The sequence below is a fragment of the Mycobacterium sp. 852002-51613_SCH5001154 genome (assembly GCF_001667425.1).
Lineage (GTDB): Bacteria > Actinomycetota > Actinomycetes > Mycobacteriales > Mycobacteriaceae > Mycobacterium.
Map to the genome: position 1 here is coordinate 55,539 of NZ_LZII01000083.1, position 20,180 is coordinate 75,718.

General features: G+C 69.0%; 21 protein-coding genes. 10 read left to right on the plus strand and 11 right to left on the minus strand.

Annotated elements, in window-relative coordinates; translation table 11 throughout:
• Positions 1-81 precede the first annotated feature (81 nt).
• Together A5750_RS22080 and A5750_RS22085 are read left to right on the plus strand one after the other, a co-directional pair.
• On the plus strand, positions 82-1,836 hold the full coding sequence (locus A5750_RS22080) for a sensor domain-containing diguanylate cyclase (RefSeq protein WP_066946764.1): 1,755 nt from the start codon (positions 82-84) through the stop codon (positions 1,834-1,836).
• Between the two features lie 91 nt (positions 1,837-1,927).
• Entirely contained in the window at positions 1,928-2,695 is a 768-nt protein-coding gene (locus tag A5750_RS22085; RefSeq protein ID WP_082959172.1) for an SDR family oxidoreductase, read from the plus strand.
• A 41-nt stretch (positions 2,696-2,736) separates the two neighbouring features.
• Here the strand turns inward: A5750_RS22085 and A5750_RS22090 are convergent, their stop codons facing one another.
• Genes A5750_RS22090 through A5750_RS22100 form a run of 3 tightly spaced genes read right to left on the minus strand, consistent with a single transcriptional unit; the run spans position 2,737 to position 5,810 of the window.
• Positions 2,737-3,705: an aldo/keto reductase gene (locus A5750_RS22090; RefSeq protein ID WP_066946752.1), complete on the minus strand. Its 969-nt coding sequence runs from the start codon at positions 3,703-3,705 to the stop codon at positions 2,737-2,739.
• A gap of 9 nt (positions 3,706-3,714) precedes the next feature.
• Entirely contained in the window at positions 3,715-4,713 is a 999-nt protein-coding gene (locus A5750_RS22095; protein ID WP_066946749.1) for a sensor domain-containing protein, read from the minus strand.
• 59 nt (positions 4,714-4,772) lie between these two features.
• Positions 4,773-5,810, minus strand: a complete 1,038-nt coding sequence (locus tag A5750_RS22100) for a hypothetical protein (protein ID WP_066946746.1) — start codon at positions 5,808-5,810, stop codon at positions 4,773-4,775.
• Between the two features lie 139 nt (positions 5,811-5,949).
• On the opposite strand from A5750_RS22100, the gene A5750_RS22105 reads away from it, so the two are divergent.
• Positions 5,950-6,510: a hemerythrin domain-containing protein gene (locus tag A5750_RS22105; protein ID WP_066946742.1), complete on the plus strand. Its 561-nt coding sequence runs from the start codon at positions 5,950-5,952 to the stop codon at positions 6,508-6,510.
• A 67-nt stretch (positions 6,511-6,577) separates the two neighbouring features.
• Positions 6,578-7,234, plus strand: coding sequence for a UdgX family uracil-DNA binding protein (locus A5750_RS22110; RefSeq protein WP_066946739.1), 657 nt, complete (start codon positions 6,578-6,580; stop codon positions 7,232-7,234).
• A gap of 12 nt (positions 7,235-7,246) precedes the next feature.
• Here A5750_RS22110 and A5750_RS22115 read toward each other — a convergent pair whose 3' ends face one another.
• The 4 genes from A5750_RS22115 to A5750_RS22130 form a co-directional block, all read right to left on the minus strand.
• Positions 7,247-9,040: a thiamine pyrophosphate-requiring protein gene (locus A5750_RS22115; RefSeq protein ID WP_066946735.1), complete on the minus strand. Its 1,794-nt coding sequence runs from the start codon at positions 9,038-9,040 to the stop codon at positions 7,247-7,249.
• A 300-nt stretch (positions 9,041-9,340) separates the two neighbouring features.
• Positions 9,341-10,396: a DNA topoisomerase IB gene (locus A5750_RS22120; protein ID WP_067266187.1), complete on the minus strand. Its 1,056-nt coding sequence runs from the start codon at positions 10,394-10,396 to the stop codon at positions 9,341-9,343.
• Positions 10,397-10,517: 121 nt separating this feature from the next.
• Positions 10,518-10,916, minus strand: a complete 399-nt coding sequence (locus A5750_RS22125) for a heme-binding protein (RefSeq protein WP_066946731.1) — start codon at positions 10,914-10,916, stop codon at positions 10,518-10,520.
• Between the two features lie 272 nt (positions 10,917-11,188).
• A complete protein-coding gene (locus A5750_RS22130; RefSeq protein WP_066946728.1) occupies positions 11,189-12,028 on the minus strand; it encodes an SDR family oxidoreductase in 840 nt (279 codons plus the stop codon).
• A 171-nt stretch (positions 12,029-12,199) separates the two neighbouring features.
• On the opposite strand from A5750_RS22130, the gene A5750_RS22135 reads away from it, so the two are divergent.
• A complete protein-coding gene (locus A5750_RS22135; protein ID WP_066946725.1) occupies positions 12,200-12,436 on the plus strand; it encodes a general stress protein CsbD in 237 nt (78 codons plus the stop codon).
• 133 nt (positions 12,437-12,569) lie between these two features.
• On the plus strand, positions 12,570-12,866 hold the full coding sequence (locus A5750_RS22140) for a DUF3349 domain-containing protein (protein WP_066946720.1): 297 nt from the start codon (positions 12,570-12,572) through the stop codon (positions 12,864-12,866).
• A 12-nt stretch (positions 12,867-12,878) separates the two neighbouring features.
• Here the strand turns inward: A5750_RS22140 and A5750_RS22145 are convergent, their stop codons facing one another.
• From A5750_RS22145 to A5750_RS22155, 3 genes are read right to left on the minus strand one after another with little or no spacing between them, the layout of a single operon-like run.
• Complete coding sequence (locus A5750_RS22145) at positions 12,879-13,643, minus strand: endonuclease/exonuclease/phosphatase family protein (RefSeq protein ID WP_066946715.1); 765 nt, start codon at positions 13,641-13,643, stop codon at positions 12,879-12,881.
• A 52-nt stretch (positions 13,644-13,695) separates the two neighbouring features.
• Entirely contained in the window at positions 13,696-14,469 is a 774-nt protein-coding gene (locus A5750_RS22150; RefSeq protein ID WP_066946711.1) for a PIG-L deacetylase family protein, read from the minus strand.
• Between the two features lie 7 nt (positions 14,470-14,476).
• Positions 14,477-15,418, minus strand: a complete 942-nt coding sequence (locus tag A5750_RS22155; RefSeq protein ID WP_066946707.1) for an acyl-CoA dehydrogenase — start codon at positions 15,416-15,418, stop codon at positions 14,477-14,479.
• A 279-nt stretch (positions 15,419-15,697) separates the two neighbouring features.
• On the opposite strand from A5750_RS22155, the gene A5750_RS22160 reads away from it, so the two are divergent.
• Positions 15,698-16,276, plus strand: coding sequence for a hypothetical protein (locus tag A5750_RS22160; protein WP_066946703.1), 579 nt, complete (start codon positions 15,698-15,700; stop codon positions 16,274-16,276).
• Here the strand turns inward: A5750_RS22160 and A5750_RS22165 are convergent.
• The gene (locus A5750_RS22165; protein WP_007168278.1) at positions 16,270-16,527 is read right to left on the minus strand and encodes a hypothetical protein; all 258 of its coding nucleotides are present in this window, start codon (positions 16,525-16,527) and stop codon (positions 16,270-16,272) included. The genes A5750_RS22160 and A5750_RS22165 overlap by 7 nt on opposite strands.
• 321 nt (positions 16,528-16,848) lie before the next feature.
• Between A5750_RS22165 and A5750_RS22170 the strand changes: the two genes are divergently transcribed.
• From A5750_RS22170 to A5750_RS22180, 3 genes are all read left to right on the plus strand, one after another.
• A complete protein-coding gene (locus A5750_RS22170) occupies positions 16,849-17,601 on the plus strand; it encodes an STAS domain-containing protein (protein ID WP_066946813.1) in 753 nt (250 codons plus the stop codon).
• Positions 17,602-17,863: 262 nt separating this feature from the next.
• Complete coding sequence (locus A5750_RS22175) at positions 17,864-19,030, plus strand: glycosyltransferase (protein WP_066946698.1); 1,167 nt, start codon at positions 17,864-17,866, stop codon at positions 19,028-19,030.
• Between the two features lie 38 nt (positions 19,031-19,068).
• On the plus strand, positions 19,069-20,148 hold the full coding sequence (locus tag A5750_RS22180; RefSeq protein ID WP_067265709.1) for a helix-turn-helix transcriptional regulator: 1,080 nt from the start codon (positions 19,069-19,071) through the stop codon (positions 20,146-20,148).
• Positions 20,149-20,180 lie beyond the last annotated feature (32 nt).

Below are 20,180 nucleotides of genomic sequence, written 5' to 3' on the forward strand. Positions count from 1 at the left end.
TGACCTTTTGCCCCCAGACATCGGTTTCCTACTCCCGCACACTGTCGGTTGCGCCGCCGCGGGGGAAGGAAGGGGCAGCCGATGGAGAGGCCCAGCCCCGACGCGTGCCTGAACGACGTGGCCTGGTGCAGACGGATCGCCTTGGCGGTGGTGTTTGTCATCGCGACGCTGTCCTGGCTGGGTTGGGCGACCGGCGTCGACCGGCTGACCCGGATCAATGCGACCTGGCCGCAGATGATGCCGTGGACCGCGTTGTGGCTGGCGGCGCTGGGCACGGCGATCCTGGCCCAGTCGGGCCGCCCGTCGAGGGGACGAGTGTGGGCCGGCCGTGGCCTCGCCATGCTGGTGGGCGCGCTTGCCGGCGTGACCCTCTTGGAGTACGCCACCGGCGGTCCATCGACCGCCCTGGACCTGACGTGGTTCGGGGACGCGGTTCGCACGTCGCAACAGACCTGGCCCGGGCGTCCCAGCGCGCAGACGGCGGCGTCGGTCCTGCCCCTGGCGGCCGCCGTCGCCCTGATCCGCGTCGATCGGGGGACGCGTTTGGCCTGGCTCGCATGCATGGCGGCCGGCGGGGCCACCCCGTTCGTCACGGTCGGGGCCTACATGTTCGGCGCTTTGGCGCTGGTGGGCTTCTCGCCTTCGACCGGCCAGGCGTTCATGACGGCCGTGGCTCTGCTGCTGCTTGCCGCCGCGACGTCGCTGGCGCGCCCCGACCGGTCTCCGGTCGCCTGGCTGCTCGCCCGACCGGACCGGAAGTCACTTCTTCGGTTGGTGGGCATCCTCGCCGGCTTTCCGGTCGTCGTCGCGCTGTCGAGGCCGTTCTTTCTGCGGCTCGGTCTGGGCCAGCAGGCGGAATGGACCTTCTCGGTACTGCTCGGCACCGCCATCGTCGGGGCGATCACGTTCTTCTTCATCCAGCGCGAGCAGAAGCTGTTGATCGAGCAGGAGCTGGTCAGTAAGGAACGCGCCGACGCCGAGATGCGCTATCGTATCCTCGCCGACAACGCGGTCGACATCATCGTGCACCTGCGCGGCGCTGAGGTTGTGTGGATCTCGCCGTCCGTGGAGGCGGCGTTGGGCCGGTCGCCGCAGGGTTGGACCGGCTCGGATTTCGACCGCCACATCCACCCGCGCGACCTCGAGGCGGTCATCAGTGCGCTGGGAAAGGTCACCGCAGGCGAATCGGTCCTGCACCGGTTTCGCGTGCGCTCCGCCGACGGCAATTACCACTGGGTCGAGGGGCACGGGAAGCCGTACGTCGACGCCGAGGGCAACACCGATGGCCTGATCGCCGCGGTGCGCATCATCGACGAGCAGGTGGAGGCGGAGCGGCGGCTGGAACGGATGGCACGGTTCGACACCCTTACCGGGCTGGTGAACCGGGCCGAGGCCATCAGCCGATTCGAGGCCGCGATGCAGAAGCCGCGGCCGCTCGGATCGTATGTCGGGGTGTTGTTCTGCGACGTCGACCGCTTCAAGCAAATCAACGACACCTGGGGCCACGGCGTGGGCGACTGTGTGCTGGCAACCCTTGCCGCAAGGATCCGTGGAAGCGTGCGCGGGGGTGACACGGTGGGCCGGATGGGGGGCGACGAGATACTCGTCCTGCTGCCCGACATCCACAGCGTCGACGAGCTCGCCCAGATCGCCGAGAAGATTCGCCGTCGTGCCGCCGAACCCATTGATGTATCCGGGAAGTGGTTATCTGCGACGCTGAGCATCGGCGCCACGCTCGCCATGCCCGGCGAGTCCGTCGACCTGATCACCGCCCGGGCGGACGCGGCCATGTATCGGGCCAAGCTCGGGGACCGGAACACCGTCGTTCGCAACTAAGTAGCCGAGCCCTCGCCCTCCGACGGGTGATATCCGGTAGGTTTTTGCCGACGGCAGCTCGTTACAAGAGAGGGCAAATATGTCAAGGACAGTGGTGGTGGGCGCCTCGAGCGGACTCGGTCGCTGCATCGGCGTCGGCCTCGCCCAGCGCGGCGACCAGGTCGCGCTGCTGGCCCGGCGCCGCGAGCGCATCGAGGCGGCGGCCAAGGACGCCGGCCCGGGCGCGATCGCCATCGAATGCGACGTCACGGACGAGGCGTCGTGCCGGTCCGCGATCGCCGCCGCCGCCGACGCCCTGGGTGGCATCGACAACATCGTCTACACCCCCGCCGTCGGTCCATTGGTCCGGATGGTGGACACGGACGCCGCGACCTGGCGGCGCATCTTCGACACCAACGTCATCGGCGCGGCGCTGGTGACGGCTGCGGCGGTGCCGCACTTGACGGTCTCCGCGGGCAAAGCGGTCTACCTGTCCTCCGACGCGGGCACGTTCGGGCCGCCGTGGCCGGGCCTGGGTGCGTACGGGGTCAGCAAGGCGGCCCTCGAGCGCATGGTCGACGCATGGCGGGCCGAACACCCCGACATCGGCTTCACCACCTTCATCGTGGGGGAATGCCCGGGTGGCGAGGGCGATGCGGCCACGGGTATGAACATCGGCTGGGACATGGACCTCGCCATGAAGGCCGTGCCGCTGTGGGCGTCCCGCGGATGCATGCCCGGCAAGCTGATGCCGGTCGAGGACCTCGTCGACGTGGTGCACACGATCCTGCGGACGAACGCCGCGACCTCGATGCCAGTGGTGGTGGCCAGGGGTGCGCCCGCCAGCCCCGCCGCGTTCGCGGATTCCGCGCAGTCCTAGCAGCGCGGCGGAGCCGGGCGCGGCGGGTCGGCGCCGTCGCTCTAGCGGCCCAGCTTCTCGCGGACCAGGTCGGTCAGGAAGCGGCCGGCCGAGGTCGGCCGGAAGGCGCGGGCCGCCCCGGTGAGCGCCTCGCGCGCATCCGGGGGCAGCTCGATGTCAGCGGCGGCGACGTTGAACTCAAGCTGCTCGACGCTGGACGCGCCGGGGATGGCGACCACGCCCGGATAACTGATCAGCCAGGCCAGCGCCACCTGAGCCGGCTTGGCGCCGACCGTGGTCGCGACGTCGCGCAGCGTCTGCAGCAGCGGCTCGACGCGGCGCAGGTTCTCGGTGCCGAACAGCGAGTTCAGCGCCCGAATGCCGCCGGGACGGTTGTCCAGGCCGTATTTCCCCCCCAGCAGGCCCTGTTCGAGCGGGCTGTAGGCAATCACGATGCGGTTCTCCCGCTCCGCGAAGGGCACCAGGTCCTCCAGCGCCCCGGCGTGTGCCAGCGAGAAGTGCACCTGATTGCTCACGACCGGCCGGCCGAGCGCCGCGTCGGCCTTCCGCCACCGCTCGAGCGAGTAGTTGGAGACGCCGACCGCGCCGATCTTGCCGCTGTCGAGCAGGTCTCGCATTCCCGGCATGATCACCGTGTCGGGCACCAACGGGTTGGACTGGTGGATCTGATACAGCGGGATGCGATCCAGCCCCAGCCGCCGCGCGCTGGCGCGCTCGCGCTGCTTGATCACGGCGGGGAAGGGCGCGACCGGCATGATCTTGCTGGCCACCGCGACGTCGGCGCGCTCGTCGCCGAGCGCCTCGCCGAGGATCCGCTCGCTCTTGCCCAGCCCGTACACCTCGGCGGTGTCGAACAGCGTCACCCCCAGGGCGCGGGCGCGGCGCACGATGTCACGCGCGGCGCCCGAGGCATAACCCTCGCCGTAGCCCCACTCGCGTGACCCGAACTGCCAGGTGCCCAAACCGATTCGGCTGACCCGGCCCACTCCGTCGACGTCGAGATACTTCATGTGCCCACCCTAGCCAGGGACCTTGCCCAGCACGTAGTTGGCGATGCCCACCCCGGCCAGCCGCGGTTGGCCGCTGTCCGTCGTGCCGCTGCAGGACACCATCAGGTCGACGATGACGTTGGCCTTGGCCGCGATCGCCCGGGCCGAGCGGATCTGCAGGCCCCTGGGCGCGAGGTCCACCGTGGTGATGCCGTTGGGGGCGTCGGCGGGCTCGCCCACCGCAAATGGGAGAGCCTCCCCGTTGGCCGGTGTCAGCGTCACGGTCAAGCCGCCGCATCGGCGCCATCCCGACAGCAACGCCTCGAGCTGCGCTTGGGCCGCCGCCGGGTCGTGGAAGGCCACCACGGCCTCGATGACCTGAGTCGACTTGAGAAAGCTGCGCGAGTCCCGGAACTCCGCCGCGCGGTAGCCCGTGACGCCGGCGCCGCTATAGGCGTCCGGCGTGCCGGGGGCGACGCTGCCCCAACATTCCGGCCGGTCGATCGCCCCTTCTGCGCTGGAGCGACCCATGTTGTCCCACGTCTGGCCCGCCTCGATGTTCTCGTCGGTGGTGAGGCTCTTCAGGGCGTCGGCGCCCGGCAGGAGCGCGGCCAGGGCGTCGGGCGCGACCGGTCCCGGCGGCGCCGGGGCCGCCGCGCTGGTGGGGGTGGTAGCCGGCGCCGCGGTCTGGGTGGACGGGGCGCCGCCCAGCGTGGCCCACGCGATCAGCGCGACCACCGTGACGGCGATGAACGCATACGACAGCGCCAGCCCCGCGCGGGCGCGGTCGCGGCCGAGCTCGCCGGTGCGGCGGATCTGCGCCAGCCCGGCGTGTCCCAGGATCGCTCCGACGGGCGCGAACACGAACGCGAACACCAGCGACAACGTCGCCAGCACGTTGACGGGCGGGCGGTACGGCGGTGGGGGTGGCGGCTTGAAGACCGGCGGCTCGACTGGGGCGGGCGGGACCCGGCCAAGCGGGTCGTACGTATAGGGGTTCTGCCAATACGAATCCTGCGGGTCGGTCACGCCAGCGCCTCCTTACCGGCCGCACCTGCCCGCAATGTAGCCGACGATCCGGCGGAGCGTCATAGCCGCGGCTTGGCGACGCTGACCACATAGGGCGCGTCGGCCAAGGTCAGGTACACCCGATGCGGGCCGATCGCGATGCCCGACAGCGGCGCCGTCTGGGCCGCCTGCGGCAGTCCCGACCGGTAGCCGATGACGCGGATGACCGGGATCGTGCGCGACGGGAAGCCCGTGAAGCTGGCCGTCTCGAGCACTACCACCTCGTGGTCCGTGGCGGCGTAGACCCTGGTGTCGTCGGTGCCCAGTTCGCGGATCGGGGACGGCAGCCGGGTGCTGGCCAGCACCGTCAAGCCCTCGCCGCCGCGGCGCGAATCCACGGCGTACAGCGTGCTGTCGTCGCGGCCGGCCACGTAGCTGCGCGTCACCGCGGCGCCGTCACCCGCCGACACGGCGACGTTCATCCGCAGCGAGCCGCGCTCCTCGGCGGGCGACGAAGACCCCTGGTAATGCCGGATTCCCGACGGCGCGTACACGTGGTAATCGATCTCGCGGCCGCGGTTCGCGCCGTCGATGGTGTCCGCGCGATCACCGGCGATCGGGGCGGTGGGCAGCTTCCGGAAGCCGTACTGGTCGACCGGTGTCACCGACGTGCCGTCCGACGACAGCGCCAGCAGCGTCCGCATCCCGGCATCCTCGGACAGATACGCCGGGGCGGGTCCCGCGTCGAAATCGCCGACCTGGCGCAGACTTTCGAGGTCAACCTCGGCGACCCTGCCGCGCTCCGGCTGCGGCACGAACACGATCCGGTCGTCCTTCTGGCTGATTTGCAGATTGCGCCCGACCGCCATGGGCTCCGACAACCGCGTCCTGGCCTCACCCGGGCGATCGCCGGCGGTGACTTCGGCGAGCCGATGATCGCCGGTGAGCCCGACGAGGGCGTGCGCCCGATACGACCACACCGGATCGCGCAACGGCGCGGCGACCGACCAGAGCGCGACGTCGGGCTCGCCTTCCAGCGCCGCCCCCGGCGCCGCGCAGCCGGCCGTCACGACCAGTGCGCCGAGGATCGCCGCCCGACCGCGGATACCGGTGGCCACAAGCGTTCTCCCTTATTTCGCGACTGGTGAGGAACTACCCACTGGTGCGCGGGTGTACCCGTTTGGTGCCGGATTTCGTCGGGTAGCCGAAAAGAGGCGCGCAACAGCCCGCGCACCAAGCCGAGATGGGAAGGACACCATGGCTCAGAACGCCATCAAGTCGCCCACCGATGTGGTCGACTTTCTCGTCAGTCAACACCAGCAGATCAAGTCGTTGTTCGCAGAAACACTGGCGGCGTCCGGGAAAGAACGCGAAAAGGCGTTCGTCGAACTCCGGCGATTGTTGGCCGTCCACGAAACGGCCGAAGAGGAGATCGTGCACCCCCGGGCCAAGCGGAAGCTCTCCGACGGTGCCGCGGTGGTCGACGAGCGACTGCACGAAGAGCATGAGGCCAAGACGGTCCTGCAGAAGCTGGAGAAGCTCGACGTGGACAGCGCGGAGTTCACCCAGCTGCTGACGCAACTGCGCGACGCGGTCATCGAGCACGCCGAGCACGAGGAGCACGACGAGTTCTCCAAGCTGGGCCAGGAATTGAGCGGCGATGAGCTCGAACGGATGGGCCGCGCGGCCAAGCTCGCGGAGGCGATCGCGCCGACCCGACCGCACGCCGGCGTCGAGTCGCAGACGGCCAACCTGGCCGCCGGACCGTTCGCGGCGATGTTGGACCGAGCCCGCGACGCCATAGTCGGCAAGGGCTAGCACCGGCTCACGGGGTGCCCCACTCGAGGGGGAGTGGGGCACCCCGGCCCCGGCCGAAGGGGACACCATGACCGCGACCAAGGCGCCGGGCGCCGACCGCTATCTACCCGAGGAGCGGGAACTGGATTCGCTGCGAGCGGCGGCCGAATGTTGTCGCGGCTGCCCGCTTTTCGCCGATGCCACCCAAACGGTGTTCGGCAACGGCAACGCGGGAGCGCCCATCATGTTGGTGGGTGAGCAGCCGGGCGACCAGGAGGACCTCGCGGGCGAGCCGTTCGTCGGCCCGGCCGGGCGACTGCTCGACCGGGCCCTCGAAGATGCCGGCATCGATCCGGGGGTGGCTTATGTGACGAACGCGGTCAAACATTTCAAGTTCACCCGCAAGGGCGGCAAACGACGGATCCACCAAAAGCCCGGCCGCACCGAGGTGGTCGCCTGCCGCCCCTGGCTCATCGCCGAGATCGAGGCCGTGCGACCGCAGGTCATCGTGTGCCTCGGCGCGACCGCCGCGCAATCCCTGCTGGGGGCCGACTTTCGCGTGTCCGCCCAGCGGGGCCGGCAAGTGCGGCTGCCCGCGTCCATCGTCGATGTGGAGCCGGAGCCGACCGTGGTGGCGACGGTGCATCCGTCGGCGGTGTTGCGCGACCGCAGCGATCGACACGACGAGGCCTACGGGCTCTTCGTCGACGACCTGCGCAACGCGCGAGCCGGAGTCGTACGCTGACCGGGCGTCGGCTCATCCCTTCTTGTGCGGCATGAACTCCTGCGCCTTGGTTTTCAGGCCGACCTTGACGAAGCCAACGCGGTCCTCGTCGCCGGAAAGCACCGCCGTGGTGGCCGCCTTGAACTGATCCCAGGTGGCGTGCGGCGGGATGGGCGGCATGTCGGGGTCGGTGAAGACGTCCAGCACGGTGGGACGGTCGGCCGACAACGCGTTGCCCCACGCGCCCTCGAGCTGGTCCGGGTCCTTGACGGCCATTGCGTTCAGGCCCAGGCCGGCCGCGAACGCGGCGAAGTCGACATCCGGAAGCGCTTGGGATTCATGGAATTTCGGTGAGCCCGCCATGGCGCGCATCTCCCACGTGACCTGGTTCAGGTCGTTGTTGTGCAGGATCGCGACGATCAGCCGGGGATCCTCCCACTCCTGCCAGTACCGCTTGATGGTGATCAGCTCGGCCATGCCGTTCATCTGCATGGCGCCGTCGCCGACGAACGCGATGACGGGCCGGCGCGGGTGGCCGAATTTGGCACCGATCGCGTACGGCACACCCGGTCCCATGGTGGCAAGGGTGCCGGACAGCGAACCCCGCATGTTGCCGCGGAAGCGCAGATTGCGCGCATACCAGTTGGCCGCCGATCCGGAGTCGGCCGTCACGATGGCGTCGTCGGGCAGCTTGGGGGAGAGCTCGGAGTACAGGCGCATTGGGTTGATGGGGTCGGCGCTGACGTGCGCTTCCTTGTCCATCGTCTCCCACCAGCGCGCCACATTCTTCTCGATCTCTTTCCGCCAGGATCGGTCTTCTTCGCGGCGCAGGTGCGGAATCAGGGCCCGCAGCGCGGTCTTGGCGTCGGCGACCAGGTTGACCTCGTACGGGTAGCGCATCCCGATGAGCCGGCCGTCGACGTCGATCTGCACCGCGCGGGCCTGCCCGAAATCGGGCAGGAACTGCGTGTAGGGGAAGCTGGATCCCACCGTGAGCAGCGTGTCGCAGTCGCGCATCAGCTCGTAGCTCGGCCGCGTCCCCAGCAGGCCGATAGAGCCGGTGACCCAAGGCAATTCGTCCGACAGCACGTCCTTGCCCAGCAGCGCTTTGGCGGCGCCGGCCCCGAGGAGGTCGGCGACCTGGGCCAGCTCTTCGTGCGCCCCGCGCGCACCGGTGCCCGCCAGGATGGCCACCTTCTTGCCCGCATTGAGGATCTCGGCCGCGCGCGCGATGGCCCCGTCATCCGGGGCGATCTCGGGGTATTCGATGCCCAGGCTGGAGGGCACCATCTTGAACGCGTGCTCGGGAGGCGAATACGGCAATTCCTGCACGTCGCTGGGGATGATCAACGCCGTGGGCGCGCGCTGAGTCATCGCGATGCGGATCGCGCGGTCCAGTACATTGGGCAATTGCTCTGGGACGGTGACCATTTGGACGTAGTCGCTGGCGACGTCCTTGAACAGATTCAGCAGGTCGACCTCCTGCTGGTAGTTGCCGCCCATGGCGCTGCGATTGGTCTGCCCGACGATGGCCACCACCGGAACGTGGTCCAGTTTGGCGTCGTAGAGGCCGTTGAGCAGATGGATCGCTCCCGGCCCCGAAGTGGCCACGCACACACCGAGCCGGCCGGTGAATTTCGCGTAGCCGACCGCCTCGAAGGCGCTCATCTCCTCGTGGCGCGACTGGATGAACTTCGGCTTGTTGTCTGCGCGACCCCACGCGGCGAGCAGCCCGTTGATGCCGTCACCGGGATAGCCGAACACGTGCTCGACGCCCCATGCCCGCAATCGCTCCAATAGGTAGTCCGAGACCTCTTGCTTGGCCATTGATGTCCCTCCTAGACAGACGGTTCGAATGAGATTCGCTAGGTACGCCGGGCAGCCGCAGGAGTCACGGTGGCGCGTGTTTGCTGCGATGGCCCGCGGCCGTCTGTTTCGACCGCAACCTGGCGTGAATGAGCCGCCAGGGCACTTCCCACAGCCATTGGTGTTACCCGCAATCACCGTGGTTATTCGGTCCGCGGCCGTCGCGCGGAGATTCTCAGCGGATTGCCAGGCAACCGTGTCCGCGGCGATGAATTTCGGTTTCGGCCCGAAGGATACGGCCCGCCACGAGGTGCCGAGAGCTCACGCGCTCTTGGGCAGGACGGACAACTCGGACGCGCTGTGGCCCTTGGCCACCCGCCGGATCAACATCCGGGTGGCCTTGTCGAGGATCTCCTGGGCGGAGTCGGGATCCCGGGCGCGTTCGGCGCGCCGCGTCGCGGCGGCGATCGTGAGCCCCTGCTCGTAGCCGGTCACGACGCGTGGGTCGACGTAGGAACCGCGGGCCACCGCCGGGGTATTGCCCAGCTCCTCGGCGACCTCCTTCATGACGGCGGATTCCACGCGTTTGGCCACCCGGCGGGAAACGGCCGGGTCGGCGTCGGCGAACGCTGTGGCGGCCAACACCGTCCCGTGCCAGGTCCGCAGGTCCTTCACGGTGTATTCGTTACCGACGAGCTCCTTGAACCGGGCGTTGAGGTCGTCGGATCGCACGTCTATCCAGCCGGATGCGTTGCGGCACACCAGCAGCCGCTCTGTACGGTTGGGCCGGCGCATCAACGCGCGCACCGCCCTGACCACTTCGGGGTCCTCGATCTCCACGGTGCGCCGCACGCCGCTCTTGGCGGGAAAGTCGAATTCGACCGCGTCGCGCCGGACCGCCACGTGATCGCACTGCAGGGTCGCCAGGCCGTACGACTCGTTCTCCTCGGCATACTGCTCCCCGCCGGCGCGGAAGTACCCGCGATCCAGCAGGCGCAATGCCAGCGCCAGCACCCGTTTGCGGGTCAAACCGCTGCGCGTCAGGTCTTTCGCGATGGCGGCGCGCCACTGCGGTAACCGGGTGGACAGTTCCAGGACGCGGTCGAACTTCTCCTCGGCGCGCTCCTGCTGCCATGCGGTGTGGTACAGGTACTGCCGGCGGCCGGCGGGGTCGACGCCGACGGCCTGAATGTGCCCGTTGGGATGCGGCGAGATCCACACGTTTTTCCAGGCCGGCGGAATGACCAACTCTTTGATTCGCTGCAGGGTTTCGGGGTCCGACAGGAGTTCGCCGTCGGGCCCGTAATACGCGAAGCCCTTGCCCCGACGCTTGCGCGCGATGCCCGGCTTGCTCAGAACGCTGCGACGCAGCCGCATCATGTCCCTCCAGTTACGTTCGCTGACTGGACAATTACCCGCCGCGGCTGCCGTTCACACGCGTTGCAAAGAAGCGACCCGCCACAGCGTCGTGGGGGGTCGGTTCTGTATCGCAGCGGAATCAGCCGGCCATGAACTCCTGGTAGGCCGATTCCAGGGTCGGTGGCAGCGCCTTGACGTTGCACTGCCGTTCGGTGTCGCCGATCGGCGACAGGATGCCACGCAGGTCGTAGTACTCCTGCGGATGGGCCGTGAAGTAGCCCCGCAGGTTCGACTCGGCCTCGGGACGCGGCTGGCCGTAGGCGGCGGTGACCACCTGGTTGGCGCCTGGGTGCGCGGCCAGGTATTGCTCAGCCGAGCCCTGCACGGACGAAACCGTGGCGTTGACACCGCCGGGGCTGCAGTCGGGCGCCGCGGCCGCCGACGGGGCGCCGACGAGACCCAGAGTGATTCCCCCGAGCAGGCAGCCGGCACTGATGCCGGCCAGACGCCGGCGCGCGACAATACTGCTGATTTTCATGATTTTGTGTCCTTCAGAATTGCGAATTGACTTCTTCGACCGAGGCTCCCGATCCTCGAAATCCAAAGTAGCGGAAGTGGAAAGTGGCCGTTTTCGCTCGCGACGAACGGAAGGAACATAAACTGACCGATACCGCCACGGAACGCCCCCGTTCACTAAGCGAACGATCAAATCCGCTCGGGAAGGCTGAGAATTCTTACGGAAGACTGGGCGGTTCTTAAGCAACCGCAAGAAAGATCGTGACGCAATCGTGACCCTGAATTCGCCGACGCTCAGACCCGGGAGAAGTCCGGCCTGTGTACCGACGCGTGCGCGTCGCCGCCACCGTCCTTCGCGTGACCGTTGGTGCTCGCCGGTGGTAGCGAGCTCAGCCAGGACTCCACGCCGGGGCCGATGACCACCGCACGTTCGCCCGCCAGCAGCGCTCCCGTGGCGAGCGCGGGCACACGAGGCTGCACCGCCCGGACCGTACGGCTGTCGCCTTGCCGGGCAAGAACTTTCGTGGTCAGTTCGGGCAGCCGGATGGTGTCCGGACCGGTGATGGTGCGCGGCGTGTGCGTCTGGCCGAGGGCGGCCTCGACGAGTACGTCGGCGACGCTGTCGGCGGCGATGGGCTGGACCAACCAGTCCTCGACGATCACCTCGTCCCCATCACAATTCACCGGCCCCGCGGGGCCGGTGGCGGATTCGTACCACGGGGTGGACTTCACGACCGTGGTCGGGACGGGACCGTCGAGCAGGATCCCTTTGGCCGCCCGTTTTGCCTCGAAGTATCCGAGCCCGTCGAACACCGCATCGTCGATGCCGGCCATCGTCGACACCACCAGACGCTGGACGCCCCGGGCTGCGCACACCCCCATGACGTTGCGGGCGGCGGTGGCCAACGTCTGGGCGAAGTTGGGCTGCCCGTCGTCGGCCGCGGGGTTGGACACGTCGATCGCGACGTCGACGCCATCGAGCGCGCGATACAGGCTCTCGCCGTCGAGCAGGTCGACGCCGTGTGCGCGGGAAACCTCGACGACCGCGACGTCGCGGGCCTTGAGCCTGGCGACGACGCGGGATCCGGCCGTGCCCGTCGCTCCGATCACGGCGATGGTGGTCAGACGCCTCACCCCTTTCGTCCGTCGCGCTCATTACTACCCAGCCGATCGCGGTTTAAACCATCCAATTCCGCGGCGCCCCGCTTCCCGTGATCGCGCGCACATGGTCCAGGGCGTTTGACGAGTCGGCCGACGGGAACGCCGTAGGAGCGAGTTGCACAGTAACCAAAGGGAGGTCGACCCATGGGGGATGACAAGAGCGGACCGCAGGAAGCCGTCACCGGTGCCGTCGAGGGCGTGAAGGGCAAGGTCAAAGAGGTCGGCGGGGCCGTCCTCGGCCGTGACGACGTGGTCAAGGAGGGTCAGGCCCAGCAGGACAAGGCCGACGCTCAGCGCGACGCGGGCAAGAAGGAGGCCGAAGCCGAGTCCGCCCGGGCCGGTGCGGAGGCCGCCGAGGAGCGCCAGAAGAAGAACCAGTAAGTCGTTGGTTCAGGGGTCCGGTCCCGGTTCGGGGCCGGACCCCTTTTTGCGCCCGGGACCGGCGGTGTTTCAAACCGCCGCGCCGGGTTATTCCTGGCTAGGGCCGCCGGCCGGTGGGTGAGCGAGGTGCGAGATGGGTTTGAGCGACCGGGTCTGCAGCGTTGTCGCGTTTCTGCGCGCGGGCTACCCGCGCGGCGCGCCCGCGCTCGGTTACGCACCGCTGCTGGCGCTGCTGCCGCGGCGGGTGTCCGACGACGAGGTCACGACCATCGCGAGGAAGCTGCTTGTCGCCGACCGTCGTTCGATCACCAATGTCGATGTCGGAGTGGAAATCACCAGGGTCACCGACGAGCTGCCCTCGATGAGTGAGATCGAGCGTGTCCGGCGCCGGCTGAGCGCCACGGGCCGGGCCGGCCACCACCACGCCTGAGCGCTGCGCCACTCACGCGTGTTCGAGGTCGACCAGCAGCGGCCGATGGTCGGAAATCCCCATCGGCTCGGCCTCGACAACGCTGCCGCGCAGGCGGCGATCGTCGGTCAGGATGTGATCCAGCTGACGGTCGGGGGCGTCCGCGGGAAATGTCGCGGCTGCGGCCAGCGCCCGCATGCCCGACCAGCGGCGCACGGCCTTGGGTGTCATGTTGAGGTCCCCGGTCAGCAGCCGCGGGCCCGGGAAGCCGCGCAGGTCGTTTACCAGCCGGCGCAGCTGACGCCGATTCCAGCCCGGCACGAAGGACAGGTGCGTGTTGGCCACCGTCAGCCCGCCCATCGGGGTGTGTAGCTGCGCGATCACCGCCGCCCTGGGCTCTTCGTCGACCACCATCACCCGGTTGGGGCCGGGCAAATACATCGGAAAGCGCATCGGAATGCGGGGTAGCCGCACCACCTGCCAGCTGGCAACCGGGTAGCGCGACAGCAAGGCGATTCCATAGGCCGCGGTGCCGGGCTGCTCTTGACCCGTGGCAGCCATCCACGTCGCCCCGGGGGTGCCGGAGATGGCCGCCACGAAGCGGTGCTCCACGGCCCCCATCGCCTCGGCCGCCACCGCGGTGAGGTCGGCGCGATCGGAGCGCGGCTGGTCACAGTCGACCTCTTGCAGGCTCAGCACGTCCGGGTCGAGGCGCCGCACACAGTCACGCAGCCGCTGAACTTCCACCCCGTCACCGACAGTGCGGCCGTGCAGGATGTTGAAGGTCGCGACGCGCATAGGGTCCCTCCTACCCACTTTCCGGCCCGCGCAGTCACGCGCCCCCGCGCGCTCACCGGAAGACCACCTCACCCACGGTGAGCAGTCGCTGCAGGACGAAGGGCGGCAGTACGGGCGGAGTTTCACCGCGGCCCGGCCGCAGCTGGCTCCGATAGCATTGCGCCGCTTGCCGTTTGCGGTTGATGGCCCAGCCGGGTGCCGGGACCGAGCGGGCGCGGCCCCACGGCACCGCGGGGTCGGCCGGGCTGGCCCAGTGCCACATCCAGACCGGGTATTCCAGAAGCGCGACGCCGGTGCGCGCGCATGCCGCGGCGGCGGCGCGTCCCACGGCTTCGTAGTCGGGATGCCCGTCCCCACGCCAGGTCGCGGCACACCAGGCGCCGGGCCCGGCCGACCGCAAGATGTCCGCGAGGGCGCGGGCGACCCGATCCTCGTGGTTCGCCAGTTCGCCGTCGGGCAATCCCAGGCGCACCGGGGGAGGTGCGCCCAAAACGCCCGTAGCCCTGCGTATTTCGTATCGGCGGGTCGTCGACAGGCGAATCCGGCCGGACCGCGTCGTCCCGGGCTGGGCGGCACCCCCATCGCTGACCGAGACCACCCGGACGTCGACGCCCGATGCGATGAGTTGGGCGATCATCGCGCCCAGGCCCAGGGTCTCGTCGTGCGGGTGGGGTGCCACGACGATCAGGCGCCGGCACTCGGCCAGGTCCAGTGCCGGCAGGGGGCCGCGCTCAAAAGCGGCCAGCCACAACGGCGCCGGGGTGCCGCCATGGGTCAGCGGCTTGGCCACGAACCGGGCACTATTGCTGATCGGCGCGGTTCTCATGGCGCCCTCAGCGTTGGCGGCCGGCGAGCTGCCCGAGCTCGGCGAGATCGCGCTCCGCGTGGCTTTGCCGGATGTAGATGCTCAAGTCAGCGACCCGCTGGGCGTGCCGTCCGTCCTGGCAGAGCGGACCCGGTCCCAGCGCGCGGCCGGTGCGGGTGATGGCTTCGTCGACGGCGTGTTCCACGACCGTGCGGACCCGGCGGGCCAGCAGTTGCGCGGTGCCCGTCCGGTCGAACGGGTCGGTGTCGACATGTGTGGCCGCCACGGCCAGCATCGCGTCGCTGGCTGCCAGTGCGGCGTCGACGGCACCGAGGTGTGCCAACGAGTATGCGTCGGCGGATTTGCTTCGGGCGCAACGGTATAGGGGATCGGCGACCCTGCGTGCGCCGCCCAGCCAACAGGCCGCCACACCGATGGCGCCGTGCCAGAAGCCGGGCCTGTTCAGATAGTCGCCGGGATCGCCGACGGCGACGGCGTGGGTGTTGGTGAACTGCACCGGTCTGGTGTCGCTACCCGCCATTCCGGCGTTCCACCAGGTGCTGGGCAGCGGCTTGACGCTTGCGTCGGTCACCTGCACGGCGAACAGGCCCGGTGTTCCGTCTTCGAGGCGGGCGGTCACCAGCGCGTGCGTGCAAAACCCCGCACCCGAGCACCACACCTTCGTGCCCGTCAGGGTGAACGCCCCCTTGACGTCGGTGGCCGTCAGCACCGCGTCTGGCGCTTCGGCAGCCCAAACACCCCACAGCTGACCGGATTCCGGGGGTTTACCGCCCAGTTCGTGAAGAATCGCGACGGCGTCGACGTGGGCTTCGGCGACCCGGGCCGCGACGATGTTCTCCTCGGCCAGCGACGCCAGGCGCTGCCAGCGTTCGCCGGTGCGCCCGGAGGCGGGTTGTGGCAGCTCGAGCCGTCCCGACTCGAGCCAGTGCCTGACAAGACCCGCAGTCACACGCAATCACCCGCCGCCGATCTCCCCAGTTGCCTGGGGCGGTGATCGAACCCGTGTGGCGCCTGTTCCTGGGTTCGCGCCGGTGTGCGGAGGCGGAGTTCGGTGTCGCCCCGCTCAGTGTGAGCGGGGACCACGGCGGCGGCATCATAGGCGCGGGGCCAGGCGGTTGACACAACAGACAGGTTTTCCCAAATGACCGCAAGTTAAACGGGCTTACCAACTCTGGCGCCGTGTCCGCGCAGGTTGCACCGGCCCCCGGCGGGGTATGACCTATGCACCATGGCACCTACCGAGACCCACTTGGACGTCCCCGCGTCCAGCACACAGCTGCGGGATGCGCTGCGTTGTGCAGCATCGGCGCTCAAGGAGAACGGCCCTCGATTCGCGTTGGCCGGCAGCTACGCGTTGTGGGCCTACGGCGCGCCCGAACCCACACACGATGTGGATCTGGTGGTGGCCGAGGCCGACGTCGACGACGCCGTGGCCACCCTCAGCGATGCCGGGTTCGCCGTAGAGCGGCCCCCGGAGGATTGGCTCTTCAAGGCGCGCACCGGCGATACGGTCGTCGACGTGCTGCACCGGGTCAACGGCGTGCGGGTGGAAGCCTCAGTCCTGGACTGCGCTGAGCAGCACGATGTGCTGGCCATCAGGATGCCTGTGCTGCCGCCCACGATGGTGCTGACCCAGCAACTACGTTCCCTGGGTGAGCATCATTGCGACTTCGCCAGGCTATTGCCGGCCGTGCGCGCGGTCCGCGAACGGCTGGACTGGGAACGAATCAGGGCGCGCACCGCCGACAACGATTACGCGGTCGCCTTCCTCGTGTTGGTCGACCGGCTCGGCCTCACGGATCAGTGATTCCGCAGCTTTGCTACCAGCTTGTCCTTCGTCAGGCTTGAATAGCCGGACATACCAAGCTCTTTCGCTCGCTTCTTCAGCTGCGGGACGGTCCAGTCCTGATACGACCCAGACTTGCCGCCCTTGCGCCCGACCGAGGACTTGCCCCGCGCGGCAGCCGCATTGGAGATCCGGGCCGCCTTTTCCTTGGAATCGCCCTGCTTGCGCAGGTCCTTGTACAACTTCTCGTTCTTGATCGACGAGTTCGGCATTGTCCATCCTCCTGTTCACGATGAGACATCCTTGGCGTCCTGGTCAGGATGCCCGCCCGGGCGGCAGTGAAAACCCGGGTCGTCTGCGCGCCGTCCCTCGCTGAGGTGGGTTACCTGGCATTGATACGGGTAGTCGAGGGGCAATGATTACAGCGACGAGCGACAGGGGCGACCTGCGCGGTGTGGTAGCTATCGGCGCCTGTGGGTGGCGCTGCGCAGCCTGCAGGAAAAGGCGCGATTGTCGCGCCGAAGAAACCGAACGGGCGCTGAAAGTGCTCAGCGAGAGGTTGTCGGCGAACGCGCAACACGGCGGTGACGACGGTGATTGAGCCGCGCATCCGCATTGACGCCGAGGCGCGGCAGGAGGTGCCGATCCTGGCAGTAGAGGGCGTGCTGGACAGCTCCACGTATCGAACCGTCCGCGACGCCGTCATCAAGGCCGCCCTGGACCAGCCGCGCGCGGTGATCGTCGATGTCGACCGGCTGTCCGTGCCGACGGCCTCGGCCTGGACGGTTTTCACCAGCGCCCGATGGCACGTCAGCATCTGGCCCGACGTCCCGATTTCGCTCGTCTGCGCACAACCGAAGGCGCGGCGGGCGGTCATCGCGGCCGGCGTGTGCCGCTATGTGCCGGTGCATCCCACCCGGGAGTCGGCGCTGGGTGCCGTGAGCAGTCGCTCGTTGCAGCGTCGGCGCCGGGCGCGCACCGAACTCCCGCGCTCGCCCGGCAGCCTCGGCCTTGCCCGCGCCGTCATCACTGATTGGCTCACCGAATGGGGATGCCGCGGGGCGACTCCGGTCGCGTCCACCGTGGCCACCGTCTTCGTCGAAAACGTCCTCGACCACACCGACAGTGCGCCGGTGCTGATCGTCGAAAGTTTCTCCGACGCCGTGACCGTCGCGGTGGAGGATTGCAGCGACCGCCTGCCCGGCCGGCACGAAGACGCCGAGCGCGGAGCCGAGGTCGTGTCCGGCCTGGCGATCGTCTCCGCCCTGTGCCGGACGTGGGGCAGCGCCCCAACGTCGACGGGCAAGACGGTCTGGGCGCTGGTCGGTCGCGAGAATCGCTTCTGACGACCGCGAGTAACGTCCAAGTCCTTCGGCCACGCTCGATGCGACGGGCCTCGGATGGACGACGAATCGGTCGGCAGATCACTCAGCACCGTCGAAAACAGACCACCGCCGCGGCACAGCCGGCCAGCGCTCCCCTTTTATCCAGGCCGCGCCGTGGTTATCCGCCATGCGAAATGGGAACGCGCTAGGTGAAGCGACGCCGTTTTGCCGATATTTGGGCCGGGTACGCCACCACGCCAAAGGCGGCGAAAGGGGGCTTGACGTGAGAATTGCGATGGTCAGCGGCGACGACATCGTCGGCGACGACCCACAGCAACTGTCCGCCGCCCTTTCGGCCCGCGGCCACGACGTCACCGGCTTCGCCCGGCGCAAAGCCCGCCGAGCGACGGGAAACCGCACCGTAGTGGTGACCGTCGGCCCCCGCGAACCAACTTCCTCCTCGGAGGTGCTGCCCTACATCGGCGACTGGGCGTCCGCGCTCACCCGCCAGTGGTCGGCCGAGGCCCCCGACGTGGTGCACGCGTACGGGTGGCTCGGCGGCCTGGCCGCCCAGCTGGCCGCGCGGCGGCTAAAGGTGCCGACCGTCCAGAGCTTTCTGGGTCTGGCCGCCACGTCTGGGCGCGGCGGCGCCGCCGGACCGGGGCCGAACAGCGAACGGATTCGATTCGAACGGCTACTGGCGCACAGCGCGACGTGGGTGACGGGGGAGAGCGCCGACGACGTCGATGCCCTGAGCCGGATGCGTCGCAGCCGGGCCCGGGTTTCCGCTCTGACGAGCGGGGTCGACGTGGAGCGATACAACTCCCGCGGCCCGGCACTGGCCCGGACCGACCTGCATCGCGTCCTCTGCCTCGCGCCAAACCCCATGCCGTGCAACGGCTTCGACATCGCCGTCGAGGCGCTGCCCAGGATCCCGGCCACCGAGTTGGTGATTGCTGAGACCGAGCCCACCAACCCCGACCACGACGGGGCGCGGGCCAGGCTGCAACAGCAGGCCGCCAAGTTGGGGGTGGCCGAGCGAGTCCGGTTCGCGCACACCGTCGCCGGTGACGAACTCCCGATGCTGCTGCGGTCCGCGGACGTGGTCGCGTGCACGCCGTGCCAGCCACCGCGCGCGACATCGGTGCTGCAAGCGATGGCCAGTGGCGTGGTGGTGGTGGCCTTCGGAGTCGGGGTGCTCAAGGACGCCGTGGTCGACGATGTCACCGGGCTGGTGCTCCCGTCGGAAACTCCCGGCAGCTTGTCAGCTGCCTTGAGGAGCCTTCTGGCACAGAGCTTCCAGTGCGAGAGCATGGGCGCGGCGGGCCGCAGCCGCGCGTTGTCCCGTTACGCCTGGGACAGGATTGCCCTTGACTCGCAGAACATCTACCAACAGGTGGGGGCCCCGTGTTCGGCACCGCAACGCTTGCAGTCATCCGGTGTCCGGTGATGCAATGATGACACCGTAGCCCTTTGGGGACGCCAACTATGACGACCATGACGAGCGCCACCGACAACGCCGGCACCGGCGTGCTCGCCGGTGCAGTCGGACCACCGTCCGGAGCGGGCCAAGCCGGAGTCGGCGCTGAACTCGCGGGCGATGCGGGCGGGTCGGCGGCAGCGATTCGGCACGACCAGTTCCGCACCATCGATGCGCATACCGCGCGCCAATTCTTTGCCAGGGCCTACCATCCCGGCTGGCGCATCACCGGGCTCACGGGACGCTCGGCCGTTTCCCATCGGCGCTGCGAAGCGGGTTCGTTGACGGTCGACGACGTGACGATTCAGGGTCGCGTCGCGGTGGAGATTCCGGCCTCCGACGCGGTCGCCGTTATCCAGCCTCGCGCGGGGTCGATGAACGTTGCGGGCGGTCCCCCCGCCACAGCGGACTTCCCGATACTGGTCGCCCATGACATGTCGTGCGTGTTGCAGTGCAATGGTGCGCGGTTCGACGTGGTGAGCGTCGCTGCGGACCTGCTGCACAAGGTCGCCGCGGGTGGCCGCGCGCCCTTACCGCAACGGCTCCACTTCCTGGACTGGCGCCCGCGCTCGCGCGCGGCCGTGCGGGCGTGGCATCGGACGCTGGACCACGTCGCGTCGACGCTCGCCGGCCCGGACACCGCCCACCAGCCACTCATCGTGGCGGGGCTTGGTCCGCTGTTGGCCGGTGCGCTGCTCGAGTGCTACCCGTCCAACCTCACCGAGCAGGACCTGGCCGACGAGCCCGCAATCCCCGAAACGCTGAAGGACGCAGTGTCTTTCATCCATCGTCACGCCGCTGAGGACGTCAGCATCAACGACGTCGCCGCCGCCGTGCATTTGACCCCCAGGGCTGTGCAGTACCTGTTCCGCCGCCAACTCGCCAGCACCCCAACGGAATACATTCGCCGCGTGCGCCTCAATGGCGCCCATCAAGAGCTGTTGGCCGCGGCGCACTCCGACACCACCGTCACGGAAATCGCCCAGCGCTGGGGGTTCGCGCACACCGGCCGGTTCGCGGTGCTGTACCGGCAGACGTACGGCCATAGCCCGCACACCACGCTCCGGCACCTGACCGCAGGGCCGTGACGCCGATAGGCCGCTAAACCCCAGGTCAGGCC